Genomic DNA, 16,434 nt, shown 5'->3' on the forward strand with positions numbered 1-16,434 from the left:
CGTCAGCAACACCGCGTGACTTCACTCCATCGTGGATCGCTCGCAAGGATCTTCGAAAACGGCGGCACGCCTGTTCCCCCGAGCCACCCCCGCATCCCCCGCACCGGGGGCGCGACCGGAGCGCGAGGAGATCCCTGGGGTCTGGCGTCCGGATCAGGTCGGCCTGCAGAGACCGCGCCGGTCGGCATGATCCCAACGACAGGCCCTAACCGACCACGCGTCCGTTCAGCACCACCCGCCGCGGCGCCGCGAGCACCCGTACGTCCGCCCGCGGATCGGCCTCGTACACCACGAGGTCCGCAGCGGCCCCCTCCTCGAGACCGGGCCGGCCGAGCCACCGCCGGGCACCCCACGCCGCCGCCGACAGGGCCTGGACCGGCGGGATCCCGGCGGTCACCAGTTCCGCCACCTCGCCCGCGACCAGCCCGTGCGGCAGGCCGCCGCCCGCGTCGGTGCGGACGTACACCGGGATGCCGGCGTCGTAGGCGGACCGCACGGTGTCGTAGCGCCGCTCGTGCAGCCGTCGCATATGCGCCGACCAGCGCGGGAAGCGGGACTCTCCGCCGTCCGCGAGCTTCGGGAAGGTCGCGATGTTCACAAGGGTGGGCACGATCGCGACACCCCGCTCGGCGAACAGCGGGATCGTCTCCTCGGTCAGGCCCGTCGCGTGCTCGATGCAGTCGATGCCCGACTCGACCAGGTCGCGCAGCGAGTCCTCGGCGAAGCAGTGCGCGGTGACGCGTGCACCCAGGCGGTGCGCCTCCGCGATCGCCGCCTGCACCGCCTCTCGCGGCCAGCAGGCGGTCAGGTCCCCGGCCTCCCGGTCGATCCAGTCGCCGACCAGCTTGACCCAGCCGTCCCCGCGCCGCGCCTCCTGGGCCACGTACGCGACCAGGTCCCCCGGTTCGATCTCCCAGGCGTAGTTGCGGACGTAGCGGCGTGTGCGCGCGATGTGCCGGCCGGCCCGGACGATCTTCGGGAGGTCGTCGCGGTCGTCGATCCAGCGGGTGTCCGACGGCGAGCCCGCGTCACGGATCAGCAGGGTGCCGGTGTCCCGGTCGGTCAGCGCCTGCTTCTCGGAGACGTCCTCGGGCACCGGGCCGTGGGCGTCGAGGCCCACATGGCAGTGGGCGTCGACGAGACCGGGCAGCGCCCAGCCCTCGACGGTACGGACGTCACGGGCGCCCTCGGGCCGGTCGTAGGAGACCCGGCCGCCGACCACCCACACCTCGTCGCGGATCTCCTCGGCCCCGACGAGCACCCGTCCCTTCACGTGCAGCACCGCGTGATCGCTCATGTACTGCACCTTAGTTCGCCCGCTACCCGGCCTTGCCCACCTGGTCGGAGGTCCCCTCCTCCACCTCGGCCATCGCCGGGTCGAGGAGCCGGGAGAGGAAGTGGCGGGTCCGCTCGTGCCGCGGGGCGCCGATGACCTGGTCCGGCGTGCCCTGCTCGACGACGACTCCGCCGTCCATGAAGACGACCCGGTCGGCGACCTCGCGCGCGAACGTCATCTCGTGGGTGACCACCATCATGGTCATGCCCTCGTCGGCGAGCATGCGCATCACGGCGAGGACGTCGCCCACCAGCTCGGGGTCGAGCGCGGAGGTCGGCTCGTCGAAGAGCATCACCTGTGGGCCCATCGCGAGCGCCCGGGCGATGGCGACGCGCTGCTGCTGGCCGCCGGACAGGGCGGAGGGGTACGCGTCCGCCTTCTCGGAAAGGCCGACGCGCGCCAGGTTCTCAGCCGCGGTCCTGGCGGCCGCCGCCTTGTCCCGCCCGAGGACCCGGCGCTGCGGCAGGGTGAGGTTCTCGGTCACCGTGAGGTGCGGGAACAGGTTGAACTGCTGGAACACCATGCCGATTCGGCGGCGGACGGCGTCGATGTCCACGTCCGGGTCGGTCACCTCGGTGCCGCCGACGAACACCTGGCCCCTGCCGGGTTCCTCCAGCAGGTTCACACAGCGCAGCAGGGTCGACTTGCCGGAGCCGGACGGACCGATGACACAGACCACCTCGCCCTCGCCGATCTCCAGGTCGATCCCGCGCAGCACCTCGTTGTCGCCGAAGGACTTGTGGAGGTCCCGGATCCGGATCTGTGCGGAACTGCTCACTTGACGGCCTCCCCGGCCTTCGACTCCAGGCGTCGCACGACGAAGCCGAGCGGGATCGTGACCAGCAGGTAGCACAGGCCGGCGACGAGGATGGGCGTGGAGTTCGCGGTCTGGCTGGCCAGGTCCCGCCCGAACTTCGACAGCTCGCGCTCCTCCAGGGTGACGCCCAGCAGCAGCACCAGCGAGGAGTCCTTGAACAGCAGTACCAGCTCGTTGGTGAGCGGCGGGAGGATGATCCGGAACGCCTGCGGGACGACGATCGAGATCATGGCCCGGGCGGGCGAGAAGCCCAGCGAACGGGCCGCCTCCATCTGCCCCTTGGGCACAGCCTGGATACCGGCGCGGAACGTCTCCGCCATGTACGCGGCGCCCACCAGACCGAGCGCGATGGCCACCTTGCCGTAGGTTCCGCCGATGATCTCCGTACCGGGGAAGGCCAGGGGCACGGCCACACCGATGAAAACGAAGATCAGCAGGGCGGGCAGGCCGCGGAAGATCTCGATGTAGATGCCGGCGACCCAGCGGTAGGGACCCACCGAGGACAGCCGCATGAGTGCGAGGACCATGCCGAGGACCAGTCCGACCACAAAGCCGGACAGGGTGTAGAGCACGGTGTTCCTGAGCGCCAGTGTGATGACGTCGGGGAACATCTGCCGGGCGATGTCCACCTGCGCGAACTGGTCCTGCAGCCGCCCCCAGTCCGCCGCGAACGCGAAGGCGATCACGGCGGCCACGAAGACGACGTACTGGACGCCGCGCGACACCCTGCGCCTCTGACGACGTGTCAGGCCCTTCCTGCGGGGCCGCGCCCCTGCGCCGGCCGGCTCGGTGACCCCGCTCATGAGGCGGAGGGCGAGGCGACCGACGCGTTGTAGGGGCCTATCCACTTCTCGTACAGCTTCTTGTACGTGCCGTCGGCCTTCGCGTCCTTGAGCGCCTTGTCTATGGCGTCGAGGAGCTTGCGGTTGCCCTTCTTCACCGTGAAGCCGTACTGCTCACCGGTGTTGAGGTTGTCGACCACCTGGAAGGCGTCGGCGTTGGCCTTGTCCTTGAGCCAGCCCTGGACGACCGGGTAGTCGATGACGACCGCCTGGACCTGGCCGGTGCGCAGGCCGTTGATCACGGCGTCGGAGGACTCGAAGGAGACCGGGTCGAAGCCCTGCTTCTTGGCATAGTCCTCGCCGGTGGTCTGCGCCTGGGCACCGAGCTTCCTGCCCTTGGCCTTCACATCGGCGAGCGAGGTGATGCCGCTCTTCTTGTCCACCAGGACGGCCTGGGTGGCGTCGAAGTACGGGTCGGAGAAGTCGACGTGCTTCTTGCGCTCGTCGGTGATCGTCATACCGGCGGCCGCGACGTCGCACTGCTCGGAGTTGAGGAACGCGCCGGTCTTGAAGTTCTCGAAGGGCGTGTCGAGGATGTCCTGCTTCACACCGAGGTCCTTGGCGACCAGGTCGATCAGCGAGACGTCGAAGCCCTGCACCTTGCCGTCGATCTCCGACTGGAAGGGCGGGTACGGCAGATGCGTGCAGGTGGTCAGCCGGCCGGCCTTGGCGAGTTCCACCCCGCCGGCGGCCGTCTTGCTGCCGCCGTCACCGCTCGAGGTGCAGCCGGCCACGAACACCAAACCGGCCGTCGCGGTGGTGGCGGCCAGGATGCGGGCCCGGCGCCCGAGGAGCGAGTTCACGGGGGACCTCTCTGTGGGGGAGCTATGAGTTCCGATTATAAGGAAAGGTTGGAGCCTCTCAAACCAATCCGATGGTCGAAAGGTCGATTCACCTGAGAATGTGCCGATAAGTGGCGCATCACACGCCCGGTTACCCTCGAATCGTCGAACCCATGAGTGAAGAGAGCGCCGCCGTGACCCACCCCTTCCTGGACCTCGCCCCACTGAGCACCGACCGCTTCGCCTCGATCGAGGACCGGGTGGCACGACTGCTGTCCACCGGGCAGGACGTCGTGATCATGCAGGGTGAGGCGCTGCTGCCTCTGGAGGGTGCGATCCGCGGCAGTGCCGGGCCCGGCACCACGGCACTGAACGTGATCACCGGACCGTACGGGCAGACGTTCGGGGACTGGCTGCGGGACTGCGGCGCCACGGTGTACGACCTCGCCGTCCCGTTCCACACCGCGGCCACGGCGGCGCAGGTCCGTGAGGCGCTCGCCGAGCACCCGGAGATCGACTTCGTCTCCCTGGTGCACGCCGAGGCCGCAACCGGCAATACGAACCCGGTGGCGGAGATCGGCGCGGTGGTACGGGAGCACGGCGCACTGTTCTATCTGGACGCGGTCGCCTCGATCGGCGCCGAGCCGGTGCTGCCGGACGCATGGGGCGTGGACCTGTGCGTGATCGGGGCCCAGAAGGCGATGGGCGGACCGGCCGGCGTCTCGGCGGTGTCCGTGAGCCGGCGCGCCTGGACCCGGATGGCGGCCAACTCGCGGGCTCCGCGCCGGTCGTACCTCTCGCTCCTGGACTGGAAGGAGCGCTGGATCGACGCCGGACGCAAGGCGCTGCTCCACGCCCCGGCGCAGTTGGAGATGCTGGCGCTGGAGGCATGTCTGGAGCGGATCGAGAGCGCGGGCCTGGACGCCGTGATCGCCCGGCACCGGTCCGCCGCCGCGGCGACGCGGGCGGGCGTGCTCGCCCTCGGCGGGGGCCTGGAGCCCTATGTGCTCGACGCCGCGGAGGCGGCGCCCGTCGCCACGACCCTGCGAACCCCCTCCGATGTGGTCGCGGCCGAACTGGTCGCCAAGGCCCTGGAGTCGGACCCCGCGCTGCCGCTCTCCGCGGGTGGGGGTGCGCTGGCGAAGGAGATGATCAGGGTCAACCACTACGGGGCCGACGCGACCCTCGAGGCCGTCCGGGAGAGCCTGACCGCCCTGGGCACCGCGCTCGGCGACTTCGGAGCCGTCGTGGACACCGCGGCCGCCCGCGGGTCGGCCGCCCGGGCGTGGGGCTGAACGAAGGCGCGCCGCGGGAGCCTCGGCGGTATGACCGGCACCTGAAATCGGCATTTCTTTCCAGGCCCCTTCCGCGTGATTATCGAATTCCCTTCAGGGCAGCTGCCCATATTCGTCTGCCCGCTTTCTTCTGGCCTAAACAACAAGATTCCGCGAACACCAACCGGCTTATTCCGGGCAGATCTCGCGAGGGTTGCAGTGATGTGACCGACTCCACATCGCGCCCCTTTTGTGCGGTATTTATCGGGCACAGTCTGACAATTTCTCCACCTTTTGATGGTCGCTCACGCCCGCGTGATAACACATGCGACATGCTTCCGTAACCCCTTTCGGCGATGCAATTTTGAATTTCCGTGGGTAAATTCCATCGACATGACCGCCGCACAAGCAGACCTGCAAGCGGAATTCCTGGAAATGCCGGAGGGGCTGCGGATCGACCGTCCGGAGGTGGCGGACGGTGCCGCGCTCTGGCGCATCGCCAAGGACTCCAGAACCCTCGACCTGAACTCCTCCTACAGCTACCTGCTGTGGTGCCGTGACTTCGCCGGCACCTCGGCGGTGGTGCGCGCCGGCTCCGACGGTCGTCCCGTCGGGTTCCTCACCGCGTACCTCAGGCCCGACCGCCCGCACACCCTCTTGGTGTGGCAGGTGGCCGTGGACTCCGCCCACCGCGGGCAGGGCCTCGCGGCGCGACTGCTCGACTCGGTCACGGCACGGGCCGCCAAGGAGCACGCCGTGACCACGGTCGAGACGACGATCACCCCCGGCAACACCGCCTCCGAGCGCCTGTTCACGGCGTACGCGCGACGCCATGGCGCGGCCGTGGAACGCGAGGTCCTCTTCGACGCCCGTCAGTTCCCCGACGGATCGCACGACCCCGAGGTCCTCTACCGCATCGGCCCCCTCGCCTTCTGACCTTCACGCACTTCTCCCCTCCCCCACGCATCGAGGAGCGTTTTCGCCGTGACCATCACCCAGCCCGACCTCAGCGTCTTCGAGACCCTGGAGTCGGAGGTGCGCAGCTACTGCCGCGGCTGGCCCACCGTCTTCGACCGCGCGCAGGGCAGCCGCCTCTACGACGAGGACGGCCACGAGTACCTCGACTTCTTCGCCGGCGCCGGTTCCCTCAACTACGGGCACAACAACCCCGTCCTGAAACGGGCGTTGATCGACTACCTGGAGCGGGACGGCATCACCCACGGCCTCGACATGTCGACCACCGCCAAGCGTTCCTTCCTGCGGACGTTCCAGGACCTCGTGCTGCGGCCGCGGGATCTGCCGTACAAGGTGATGTTCCCGGGCCCCACCGGTACCAACGCCGTCGAGTCCGCTCTCAAGCTGGCCCGCAAGGTGAAGGGCCGCGAGGCCATCGTGTCCTTCACCAACGCCTTCCACGGCATGTCCCTGGGCTCTCTCGCCGTCACCGGCAACGCCTTCAAGCGCGCCGGTGCCGGGATTCCGCTCGTCCACGGTACGCCCATGCCCTTCGACCACTACCTCGACGGGCAGGTCCCGGACTTCCTCTGGTTCGAGCGGCTCCTGGAGGACCAGGGGTCGGGACTCAACCGGCCCGCCGCCGTCATCGTGGAGACCGTGCAGGGCGAGGGCGGCATCAATGTCGCCCGCACCGAGTGGCTGCGGAGCCTCGCCGATCTGTGCGCACGCCGCGACATGCTGCTGATCGTCGACGACATCCAGATGGGCTGCGGCCGTACCGGCGCCTTCTTCTCGTTCGAGGAGGCCGGGATCGTGCCCGACATCGTCACCGTGTCCAAGTCCATCAGCGGCTACGGACTGCCCATGTCGCTGTGCCTGTTCAAGCCCGAGCTCGACATCTGGGAGCCGGGCGAGCACAACGGCACCTTCCGCGGCAACAATCCCGCGTTCGTCACGGCCACCGCCGCTCTGGAGACCTACTGGACCGACGGGTCCGCCATGGAGAAGCAGACCCGCACCCGCGGCGAGCAGATCGAGCAGGAGCTGATCTCGATCACCGAGGAGAACCTCGCCGACATCAAGGAGTACCGCGGACGCGGGCTTGTCTGGGGGCTGGAGTTCCACGACAAGGAACGTGCCGGACGTGTCGCCCGCCGCGCCTTCGAGCTCGGGCTGCTGGTGGAGACCTCCGGTCCCGAGAGCGAGGTCGTCAAACTGCTCCCCGCCCTCACCATCACCCCGGACGAGCTGGACGAGGGCCTCAGCACCCTCGCCCGGGCCGTCCGCGAGACCGTCTGAACAACCCCCAGAAGGAGGCACGCACCACCGTGATCGTCCGTTCGTTCAAGGAGATCGAAGGCACCGACCGGCACATCAAGTCGGCGTCCGGCACCTGGGAGAGCAAGCGCATCGTCCTGGCCAGGGAGAAGGTCGGCTTCTCCCTCCACGAGACGATCCTGTACGCGGGCATGGAGACGTCCATGTGGTACGCGAACCACATCGAGGCCGTCGTCTGTGTCGAGGGCGAGGCCGAACTGACCGACCAGGAGACCGGGAAGGCGTACACCATCACTCCCGGGACCATGTACCTCCTGGACGGGCACGAGCGGCACACGCTGCGGGTGAAGAAGGACTTCCGCTGCATCTGCGTCTTCAACCCCCCCGTGACCGGCCGGGAGGACCACGACGAGAACGGCGTCTACCCGCTGCTCACCGAGGAGGTGTGAAGCACATGACCACCACCGTCACCGATCTCTACCCGAGCCGGGGCGCCACCGAGGTGTCCGTCCCCCGGCAGGACCCGGTCGTCTGGGGCGCTCCCGGAACGCCGGGGCCGATCTCCGTGGATGACCTCCAGGCGTACGAGCGCGACGGCTTCCTCTCCATCGACCAGCTCATCGGTCAGGACGAAGTCGCCGTGTACCAGCAGGAGTTGGAGCGGCTCGTCAGCGACCCGCGGATCCGCGCCGACGAACGTTCGATCGTGGAGCCGAAGTCCAAGGAGATCCGGTCCGTCTTCGAGGTCCACAGGATCAGCGAGGTCTTCGCGAAGCTCGTCCGCGACGAGCGCGTCGTCGGGCGGGCGCGACAGATCCTCGGCTCGGACGTGTACGTCCATCAGTCGCGGATCAACGTCAAGCCGGGGTTCGGGGCCAGTGGCTTCTACTGGCACTCCGACTTCGAGACCTGGCACGCCGAGGACGGACTGCCGAACATGCGGACGGTGTCCGTCTCGATCGCCCTGACCGAGAACCACGACACCAACGGCGGCCTCATGATCATGCCGCGGTCGCACCGGACGTTCCTCGGCTGCGCCGGGGCCACGCCCGAGGACAACTACAAGAAGTCGCTGCAGATGCAGGACGCAGGCACGCCGTCCGACGAGGCGCTGACCACGATGGCGGGCGAGTACGGCATCCGCCTGTTCACCGGGAAGGCCGGCTCGGCGACCTGGTTCGACTGCAACTGCATGCACGGGTCGGGCGACAACATCACACCGTTCCCGCGCAGCAACGTCTTCATCGTGTTCAACAGTGTGGAGAACAAGGCGGTGGAACCGTTCGCGGCGCCGGTCCGGCGTCCGGAGTTCATCGGGGCGCGGGACTTCACCCCCGTGCGGTGACCGCACCGTGACCGCCGGGCCGGGGCCTCCTCGTGTGGGACATGAGGCCCCGGCCCGGTTCTGTTCAGCGGGACAGCGCATCCAGCAGGCGGTCGACGTCCGCGGGCGTGTTGTACAGATGGAAGGCGGCCCGCAGATGGCCCGCCCGGTCGGAGACCTCGAGCCCCGCGTCGCTCAACCCGCCCTGCCGGTGGCCGAGTCCGGGAACGGACACGATCGGCGAACCCGGCGCGGGGACCGGCTCGTGGCCGAGGTCACCGAGGCCCGCGCGGAAGCGGTCGGCGAGGGCGAGGTCGTGCGCGCGGACGGCCTCCACGCCGAGTTCCTCGAGCAGTTCGAGAGAGCGGCGGGCGCCCGCGTAGGAGAGCAGCGCGGGACTCTCGTCGAAGCGGCGTGCCGAACGGGCCAGTTCCTCGACGGGGCCGTAGCAGCTGTCCCAGGGCCGCTCGCCCGCGACCCAGCCGGCGAACAGCGGAGGGATGCCGCCGAGATCCTCCGGGACGACCAGGAACGCCACGCCCCGCGGGCAGAACAGCCACTTGAAGGCGACGGCCGCGACATAGTCGTGCGCGTCCGCGTCGAGGTCCAGCCAGCCGAGGGCCTGCGACGCGTCGATGTACGTGCGCGCCCCGTGCTCCTGCGCGGCAGCACGGATCGCGGGCAGGTCGGCCACGCGTCCGTCGGCGGACTGGGCGGCGCTCACCGCCACGAGCGCGGTGCCCGGACGCACCGAATCGGCGAGACGCTCCAGCGGCACGGCGCGCACCTTCAGGTCCCCGCGCATGTGGAAGGGGTTCACCACGGAGCTGAAGTCGGCCTCGGCGGTCAGGACTTCGGCACCCTCGGGCAGCGAGGCGGCGATCAGCCCGGTGTAGGTGGCCACCGAGGACCCGGCCGCCACCCGGCTCGCCGGAACACGGGTCAGCCGGGCGAACGAGGCCCGCGCCGCCTCCACGTCGGCGAACATGTCGGTGGGCTGCCCCGCGGCGACCGATTCCACGGCCGTGCGCAGGGCGTGCACGGCGCGGGCGGGCAGCAGCCCGACCGCGGCGGTGTTCAGATATGTGTTCTTCGGGGCGAACTCGGCACGGACGAGGCTCTCGAAGGTCTCCATGGGACCACTGTGCGGCCCCATGAAGTCACAGTCCATTGCCGATGTGTACGCGGTGTCCTCAAGCAACGCTTATACATCCGCGCCGAGCTGCCGCTTCTCAGTTCTGCGGGACCGCGCACCCGTCCGGGCCGCAGGCCTCCGCGCCGCCGTCCTCGATCAGCTTCAGGGGCGGGCGCTCGCCCCAGGCCTGGGTCAGCGCCTGGGTGAAGACCTCTGCGGGCTGCGCGCCGGAGACGCCGTACTTCCGGTCGAGCACGAAGAACGGCACACCGTTCGCGCCCAGCTCGGCCGCCTCCCGCTCGTCCGCGCGCACGGCGTCGGCGTACGCGGCCGGGTCGGCGAGGACCGTGCGGACCGCCTCGGCGTCGAGCCCGGCTTCCACGGCAAGCTCCACCAGCCGCTCGTCGCCCTCGGTGAAGAGGGAGCGCTCCTCGGCGAAGTTCGCCCGGTACAGGATCTGGATCAGCCGGTCCTGCCTGCCCTGCTCCTTGGCGAAGTGGAGCAGGCGGTGCATGTCGAAGGTGTTGCCGTGGTCGCGGCCCGAGGTGCGGTAGCCCAGACCCTCGGCGGCGGCCTGCACGCCGAGGTTCTTCTCGCCGGCCTGTGCCTGCGCCTCGCTCATCCCGTACTTCTTGGCGAGCATCGTGAGAACCGGCTGGACGTCGTCCTTGGCACGGTGCGGATCCAGCTCGAAGGAGCGGTGCACCACCTCGACCTGATCGCGGTGCGGGAAGGCCCCGAGCGCCTTCTCGAAGCGGGCCTTGCCCACGTAGCACCACGGGCAGGCGATGTCGCTCCAGATCTCCACGCGCATGTCTTCGGCTTCTCTCCAGTTCGCACGGTACGGAGACTCCCTCCGTGACCTGTGTGAACGTTCAAGCGATTCCCTTCATTCCCGTGGAACCGCGTACCGAAGGAAGAGGTGGTGATCCCCTTCGACGGGCGGGTTCTCCGGGTCCGGGACCCATCCGAGGCGGGCGTAGAAGGCCTGGGCGCGCCGGTTGTCCACGTGCACGTCGAGGACGGCACTCCGTTTGCCGTCGGCCTGCCACTGCTCGACACAGGCCGCGTGCAGCACGGAGCCGACGCCCCGGCGCCAGTGCCCGGGGTCGACGTGGAACTGGAAGAGCTTCACCGTGTCCTGCCGCGCACCGGGCGGCGTACGGAAGGACGCGACGGCGACGATGCCACCGTGTTCGACGACACACATCACCTGCCCGTCGGGCCGCTCGAGGGCACCGCGCCAGGCGGCGAGCCAGTCGGTGCCGTCCTGCGGCGGCCCGTCGGGGTAGTAGGTCGCCCGGGCGCGGGCGTGCAGATCGGCGACGGCTCGTACCTCGGCGGGCAGAGCGGTTCGGATCACCCGGTCCCCGGCCCCACGGTCTCTGATCATGCAACCAGGGACGTGGACGCGTCCGGGCCGGTTCCAGGTCCGCCGGGAGCGGCGGCGCGCTTCAGCTGCCGTCTCTCAGGTCCTGGGGCCAGTTCGGACGGAATTCGATGCCCTCGTACGTCACCACGCACCCCTCCCCCATGGGCGACTGGGTCATGAAGCCCACGAGCGCCGCCCCCGTCTCCTTCTCGTCGCCCAAGGTGAACAGGCGCACGAACGTCCAGCGCTCGCCGTCACGAGAAGCGTGGAAGGCGAAGGCCCGGCCGGTGCGGCTGACCCGGAGCCACACCGAACTCCCCTCCACTGTGAAGGAGTTCGCGTCGTCGGAGTGGCCGCGGGTGACCACCGTGCAGACGGTGGGCACGTCCGGCGAGTACTCCAGGCAGAGCTTGGCCCAGGCCCGTTCGCCGACATGGACGTAGAGCACTCCGGCGTCGAAGGACGCGTTGAAGCCGACGGTCACCCGGGCGATCAGCTGGAAGTCGCCCTCGGGCGCACCCAGGAGCCGGGGAGCGTCCGAGGCCGGCTCCAGCGCCTCGCCGGTGGGCGGAACGAATCGATCCTGCCGGGCACCTGCCCAGCCGGTGAGCACCCCGTCCTCGTACGACCAGTGACCGTCGGGCCCGTACGTACGCAGGGAGAACGGGAGTTCGGGAAGTTCAACGTCCATTGGCGAAGTCTCTCAGGCACGCTCCGGAGCGGCGCGAGGAACCCCGCCATCCACCACGAAAGCACCCGCGGGCCGCAACGCGCCGGACGCGACGCGCCGTGGCCCGCGGGACGCTCACCTCTCCAGGCGTCCGTCGAAGCGCCTCGGCAGCCCGAGCGGATTGTCGTCCCGCAGCTCCGGAGGCAGCAGCGCCTCGGGGGCGCTCTGGTAGACGACGGGCCGCAGCCACCGCTCGATGGCCGTCCCGCCGACCGACGTGGAGGTGGATGTCGTCGCCGGGTAGGGGCCGCCGTGGTGCTGCGCGGGCGCCACCGCGACACCCGTCGGCCAGCCGTTGACGAGGACGCGTCCGGCGAGCGGGGTCAGTTCCGCGAGGATCTCCGCGCCACGGCCCTCTCCCGCCGCCTCCTGCGTCGACAGGTGGACCGTTGCGGTGAGGTTGCCGGGGAGCCGGTCCAGTACCCGCTTGACCTCGTCCTCGTCCTCGTAGCGCGCCACGACCGTGAGCGGGCCGAAGCACTCCTCGAGCAGGAGGTCGTGCTCCCCCGCGTCGGTGAGCTTCTCGGCCGGCACGGTGAGGAAGCCGGCGCTGACGGTGTGCTCGCCGCACGCGCCGGCCGTGACCGGGGACTCCACATCGGGGAGCTCGGCGCGCTCGGCCACTCCGGCGAGGAAGTTGTCCCGCATGCGGTGGTCGAGCAGGACCCCCGCCTCGGTGTCGCTGACGGCGTCGGTCAGGGACTTCACCAGGCGGTCGCCGGACGCGCCCGCGGGGGCCAGGACGAATCCCGGCTTGACGCAGAACTGGCCCACGCCGAGCGTCATGGAGCCCGCGAGCCCCGCCCCGATGGCCTCGGCGCGCTCGGCCGCGGCCGCCTCGGTGACGACCACCGGGTTGAGCGAGCCGAGTTCGCCGTGGAAGGGGATCGGCACGGGGCGGGCCGCCGCCGCGTCGAAGAGCGCACGGCCACCGCGCACGGAGCCGGTGAACCCGGCGGCGGCGACCAGCGGGTGCTTGATCAGCTCGATGCCCGCCTCGAAGCCGTGCACCAGACCGACGACGCCCTTGGGAATGCCGTGCGACGCGGCGGCCCGGCGCAGCGTCGCCGCGACCAGTTCGGAGAGCGCGGGGTGGTCGGGGTGGGCCTTGACGACGACGGGGCAGCCCGCGGCGAGCGCGCTCGCGGTGTCGCCGCCGGCCACCGAGAAGGCGAAGGGGAAGTTGGAGGCGGAGTAGACCGCGACGACACCGAGCGGGATCTTGTAGCGGCGCAGGTCCGGGATCGGCGGGGTCGCGGTGTCGTCCGGGTGGTTGATCACGACGTCGAGGAAGGCTCCCTCGTCGACGATGTCCGCGAAGGCACGCAACTGGTAGCAGGTCCGGGCGAGTTCACCCGTGAGCCGGACCGGGCCGAGGGCGGTCTCGGCGTCGGCCGCCTCGACGAGCTGCTCCTTCGCGGTCTCCAGCTGGTCGGCGGCGGCACGCAGGAAGGCCGAGCGGACGGTGCGGTCGGCGAGGGCTCCGCGCACGGAGTGGGCCGCGCGGACGGCGGCGTCCACCTCCTGGGCCGTGGCCTCCACCGCAACCTGTTCGCGCTGCTTCCCGGTTCGGGGGTCGACACTCCAGACTGGTGCTGCTGCCACCGCGGATCCCTCCAGATGTCTTGCCGCAGTTCGTACCTCATCGACCAGGTATGTTCGATATGCTGAACACTGTCTCTGATGATGAATATGCTGCTCGGAGACTATTTCCCGTCGAACGAAGGGGTCAAGGGCGATGTCGGCAGGCGAGACGGGCGGTGGGGCGCAGGTCAAGTCGGCGGTGCGGACGGTCGAATTGCTCGAGTACTTCGCCGGCCGCCCCGGCATGCACTCCCTGGCCACCGTGCAGGAGGAAGTGGGATATCCCAAGTCCAGCCTGTACATGCTGCTGCGCACGCTCGTGGAGCTGGGCTGGGTCGAGACCGACGCGACGGGCACACGCTACGGCATCGGGGTGCGGGCCCTGCTCGTGGGGACGTCGTACATCGACGGCGACGAGGTGGTGGCGGCGGCTCGTCCCACCCTCGACCGGCTGTCCGACGACACCACGGAGACGATCCACCTGGCGCGCCTGGACGGCACGAACGTCGTCTACCTCGCGACCCGCCAGTCGCAGCACTACCTGCGGCCGTTCACCCGTGTCGGACGCCGGCTGCCCGCGCACTCGACGTCGCTCGGCAAGGTGCTGCTGAGCACGTACACCGACGAACAGGTCCGCAAGATGCTGCCCGAGACGCTGCCGGCGCTGACGGAGCACACCATCACCGACCGGGAGAAGCTCATACAGGAGCTGCACCAGGTCCGCGAGCAGGGCTTCGCCGTCGACCGCGAGGAGAACACGCTCGGACTGCGCTGCTTCGGGGTCGCCATCCCCTACCGCACGCCGGCCCGTGACGCGATCAGCTGCTCGGTCCCGGTCGCCCGACTCACCCCGGCACACGAGCAGATGATCAAGGACGCGCTGTTCGATGCGCGGGACCGGCTGACCCTCGCGACCCGGAGGCTGTGACGTGGAGATCGCCCTGCGCGAGGTGCACGACAGCGACCTGCCTGTCTTCTTCCGCCTCATGAACGATCCGGTGGCGCTGCGGATGGCCGCGTTCACCCCCGAGGACCCGGCCGACCGGGCCGGCTTCGACGCCCACTGGGCACGGACGCGCACCTCGCCCGGCGTCGACGTCCGCACGGTGCTGGCGGACGGTGACGTGGTGGGCAGCGCCGCGGTGTACGGCGAGGCGGGTGAGCGCGAGGTCACGTACTGGATCGACCGCGCCCACTGGGGCCGGGGCATCGCGACGGCCGCCCTGCGGATCCTGCTGGAGCAGATCCCGGAGCGCCCGCTGTACGCCCGGGCCGCCGCGGACAACGCGGGCTCGCGCCGTGTGCTCGAGAAGTGCGGCTTCGCCCAGACGGCCCGGGCGAGGGGCTTCGCGCACGCCCGGGGTGAGGAGATCGACGAGGTCGTCCTGGTCCTGAAGCCCTGAAGGCCGCACAGCCCCAAAGCCCGACCGGTCCCGTGGTGCGGTGCCGGGCGCGGGTGCCGCCCGACCGTTCATGAAGTCCCGATGAGAAGTCGGACGAAAGGGAACCATCCGGTCGATCCCGAGCGTCGTCCAGGACGGGATGAACAAGACGATCAGGCGCGCCTCCGTCTTCGCGCTGCTCCTGGTGCTCACCCTGCTGGTCAGGGCGACCTGGGTGCAGTTCTACGACGGCAAGGCGCTCGCGGACGACAAGGACAACCGGCGGAACGCGATCACCACGTACGCGGCACCGCTCGGGAACATCATCGTGGCCGGCGACTCGATCACGGGCTCGGCGCGGACGAAGGGAAGCGACCTCGCCTACCGACGCACCTACACGGACGGCAGGCTGTACGCGGCGGTGACGGGCTATGCCTCGCAGAGCTACGCGCCGACCCAGCTGGAGGGCATCTACCAGGACCTGCTCAACGGCACGGACAGCCGTCTGAAGAACATCATGGACACCGTCACCGGCGAGCGGGCTCATCCGGGCAACGTGGTCACGACGATCGATCCGGCCGTGCAGAAGGCCGCCTACCGCGCACTGGGCAGCAAGAAGGGCGCGGCCGTCGCGATCGACCCGAAGACCGGCAGGATCCTCGCGATCGTGTCCACCCCGTCGTACGACCCGTCGGCGCTTACCGACGCCGATACCGCCGGGGCGGCCTGGAAGCGGCTCAACGACGACCCGGAGAAGCCGCTGACCAACCGCGCGCTGCGCCAGCCGCTGCCGCCCGGCTCGACGTTCAAGCTGGTGGTGGCCGCGGCCGCGCTGGAGGACGGACTGTACGCGTCGGTGGACCAGAGGACGGTCAGCCCCGATCCGTACATGCTGCCCGGCTCGACCAAAGCGCTGTCGAACGAGAACCCGAACGCCCCGTGCGAGAACGCCTCGATCCGCCAGGCGCTGCGCTACTCCTGCAACAACGTCTTCGGCAAGATGGCCGTCGACCTCGGCCAGGACAAGGTCAGGGCGATGGCCGAGAAGTTCGGCTTCAACGACGACCGGCAGGACGTTCCGGTGCGCGCGTACCCGAGCGTGTACCCGTCGGACATGGACAAGGCGCAGACGGCGCTGTCGGGCATCGGCCAGTTCGACGTCACGGCGACCCCGCTGCAGATGGCCATGGTCTCGGCGGCGATCGCCCATGACGGTGAGCTGGTCTCCGCGCACATGGTCTCGCAGATCACCGACAGCGGCGGGGACGTGCTGCAGAACGACGACGACGCCGCGCCGACCGAGCGGATCGTCAGCGCGTCGACCGCACGGCAGTTGCAGTCCGCCATGCAGACGGTCGTGGAGCAGGGCACCGGCACGAACGCCCGGATCGCCGGGGCGACGGTCGGCGGAAAGACCGGAACGGCCCAGCACGGCGAGAACAACAGCCAGACGCCGTACGCCTGGTTCACGTCGTACGCGAAGTCGGACACGAACGGCAAGCAGGTCGCCGTCGCGGTGATGGTCGAGCAGTCGGACGCGGCGCGCTCGGAGGTCAGCGGCAACGGGCTGGCGGCACCCGTCGCCAAGGCCATGATGCGGGCCGCGCTGGGGAGCTAGCGC

Annotated in this window: 17 protein-coding genes; 8 read left to right on the top strand and 9 right to left on the bottom strand. The window is 69.9% G+C overall.

Going from position 1 to position 16,434, the window contains the following annotated elements; translation table 11 throughout:
* Positions 1 to 205 precede the first annotated feature (205 nt).
* The 4 genes from ADL25_RS17755 to ADL25_RS17770 are packed head-to-tail and all read right to left on the bottom strand — an operon-like array spanning position 206 to position 3,798.
* Complete coding sequence (locus ADL25_RS17755; RefSeq protein ID WP_059128727.1) at positions 206 to 1,297, bottom strand: amidohydrolase family protein; 1,092 nt, start codon at positions 1,295 to 1,297, stop codon at positions 206 to 208.
* A gap of 22 nt (positions 1,298 to 1,319) precedes the next feature.
* Complete coding sequence (locus tag ADL25_RS17760; RefSeq protein ID WP_059128728.1) at positions 1,320 to 2,114, bottom strand: amino acid ABC transporter ATP-binding protein; 795 nt, start codon at positions 2,112 to 2,114, stop codon at positions 1,320 to 1,322.
* Positions 2,111 to 2,956, bottom strand: coding sequence for an amino acid ABC transporter permease (locus ADL25_RS17765; RefSeq protein WP_059128729.1), 846 nt, complete (start codon positions 2,954 to 2,956; stop codon positions 2,111 to 2,113). The genes ADL25_RS17760 and ADL25_RS17765 overlap by 4 nt, the downstream gene beginning before the upstream one ends.
* Positions 2,953 to 3,798 carry a transporter substrate-binding domain-containing protein gene (locus tag ADL25_RS17770; RefSeq protein ID WP_059128730.1) on the bottom strand — a complete coding sequence of 282 codons (846 nt, stop codon included), beginning with the start codon at positions 3,796 to 3,798 and terminating at the stop codon, positions 2,953 to 2,955. Before ADL25_RS17770 ends, ADL25_RS17765 begins: the two co-directional genes overlap by 4 nt.
* A 152-nt stretch (positions 3,799 to 3,950) precedes the next feature.
* On the opposite strand from ADL25_RS17770, the gene ADL25_RS17775 reads away from it, so the two are divergent.
* From ADL25_RS17775 to thpD, 5 genes are all read left to right on the top strand, one after another.
* Positions 3,951 to 5,072, top strand: coding sequence for a pyridoxal-phosphate-dependent aminotransferase family protein (locus ADL25_RS17775; RefSeq protein WP_199839172.1), 1,122 nt, complete (start codon positions 3,951 to 3,953; stop codon positions 5,070 to 5,072).
* Between the two features lie 372 nt (positions 5,073 to 5,444).
* A complete protein-coding gene (ectA, locus tag ADL25_RS17780) occupies positions 5,445 to 5,987 on the top strand; it encodes a diaminobutyrate acetyltransferase (RefSeq protein ID WP_059128731.1) in 543 nt (180 codons plus the stop codon).
* A gap of 48 nt (positions 5,988 to 6,035) precedes the next feature.
* Entirely contained in the window at positions 6,036 to 7,307 is a 1,272-nt protein-coding gene (ectB, locus tag ADL25_RS17785) for a diaminobutyrate--2-oxoglutarate transaminase (protein WP_059128732.1), read from the top strand.
* 29 nt (positions 7,308 to 7,336) lie between these two features.
* Positions 7,337 to 7,735, top strand: a complete 399-nt coding sequence (locus ADL25_RS17790; protein WP_059128733.1) for an ectoine synthase — start codon at positions 7,337 to 7,339, stop codon at positions 7,733 to 7,735.
* A 5-nt stretch (positions 7,736 to 7,740) separates the two neighbouring features.
* The gene (gene thpD / locus ADL25_RS17795; RefSeq protein WP_059128734.1) at positions 7,741 to 8,631 is read left to right on the top strand and encodes an ectoine hydroxylase; all 891 of its coding nucleotides are present in this window, start codon (positions 7,741 to 7,743) and stop codon (positions 8,629 to 8,631) included.
* Between the two features lie 64 nt (positions 8,632 to 8,695).
* Here thpD and ADL25_RS17800 read toward each other — a convergent pair whose 3' ends face one another.
* From ADL25_RS17800 to ADL25_RS17820, 5 genes are all read right to left on the bottom strand, one after another.
* Positions 8,696 to 9,745, bottom strand: a complete 1,050-nt coding sequence (locus ADL25_RS17800) for an aminotransferase class V-fold PLP-dependent enzyme (RefSeq protein ID WP_059128735.1) — start codon at positions 9,743 to 9,745, stop codon at positions 8,696 to 8,698.
* A gap of 97 nt (positions 9,746 to 9,842) precedes the next feature.
* The gene (locus ADL25_RS17805; RefSeq protein WP_059128736.1) at positions 9,843 to 10,559 is read right to left on the bottom strand and encodes a DsbA family oxidoreductase; all 717 of its coding nucleotides are present in this window, start codon (positions 10,557 to 10,559) and stop codon (positions 9,843 to 9,845) included.
* Positions 10,560 to 10,634: 75 nt separating this feature from the next.
* Complete coding sequence (locus ADL25_RS17810; protein WP_181923020.1) at positions 10,635 to 11,138, bottom strand: GNAT family N-acetyltransferase; 504 nt, start codon at positions 11,136 to 11,138, stop codon at positions 10,635 to 10,637.
* A 61-nt stretch (positions 11,139 to 11,199) separates the two neighbouring features.
* Positions 11,200 to 11,808 (bottom strand): DUF1349 domain-containing protein, encoded by a 609-nt coding sequence (locus ADL25_RS17815; RefSeq protein WP_059128737.1) that lies wholly within the window; start codon positions 11,806 to 11,808, stop codon positions 11,200 to 11,202.
* Between the two features lie 114 nt (positions 11,809 to 11,922).
* Positions 11,923 to 13,452 (bottom strand): aldehyde dehydrogenase (NADP(+)), encoded by a 1,530-nt coding sequence (locus tag ADL25_RS17820; protein WP_079050432.1) that lies wholly within the window; start codon positions 13,450 to 13,452, stop codon positions 11,923 to 11,925.
* A gap of 133 nt (positions 13,453 to 13,585) precedes the next feature.
* Between ADL25_RS17820 and ADL25_RS17825 the strand changes: the two genes are divergently transcribed.
* The 3 genes from ADL25_RS17825 to ADL25_RS17835 all read left to right on the top strand — a co-directional run bounded on the left by ADL25_RS17825 (position 13,586) and on the right by ADL25_RS17835 (position 16,431).
* Positions 13,586 to 14,359 (top strand): IclR family transcriptional regulator, encoded by a 774-nt coding sequence (locus ADL25_RS17825; RefSeq protein WP_059128739.1) that lies wholly within the window; start codon positions 13,586 to 13,588, stop codon positions 14,357 to 14,359.
* Position 14,360: 1 nt separating this feature from the next.
* Positions 14,361 to 14,834: a GNAT family N-acetyltransferase gene (locus ADL25_RS17830; protein WP_059128740.1), complete on the top strand. Its 474-nt coding sequence runs from the start codon at positions 14,361 to 14,363 to the stop codon at positions 14,832 to 14,834.
* A gap of 139 nt (positions 14,835 to 14,973) precedes the next feature.
* Entirely contained in the window at positions 14,974 to 16,431 is a 1,458-nt protein-coding gene (locus ADL25_RS17835) for a peptidoglycan D,D-transpeptidase FtsI family protein (protein ID WP_059128741.1), read from the top strand.
* The last annotated feature ends 3 nt before the right edge of the window (positions 16,432 to 16,434 follow it).

The organism is Streptomyces sp. NRRL F-5122 (assembly GCF_001507435.1).
Lineage (GTDB): Bacteria > Actinomycetota > Actinomycetes > Streptomycetales > Streptomycetaceae > Streptomyces > Streptomyces lannensis.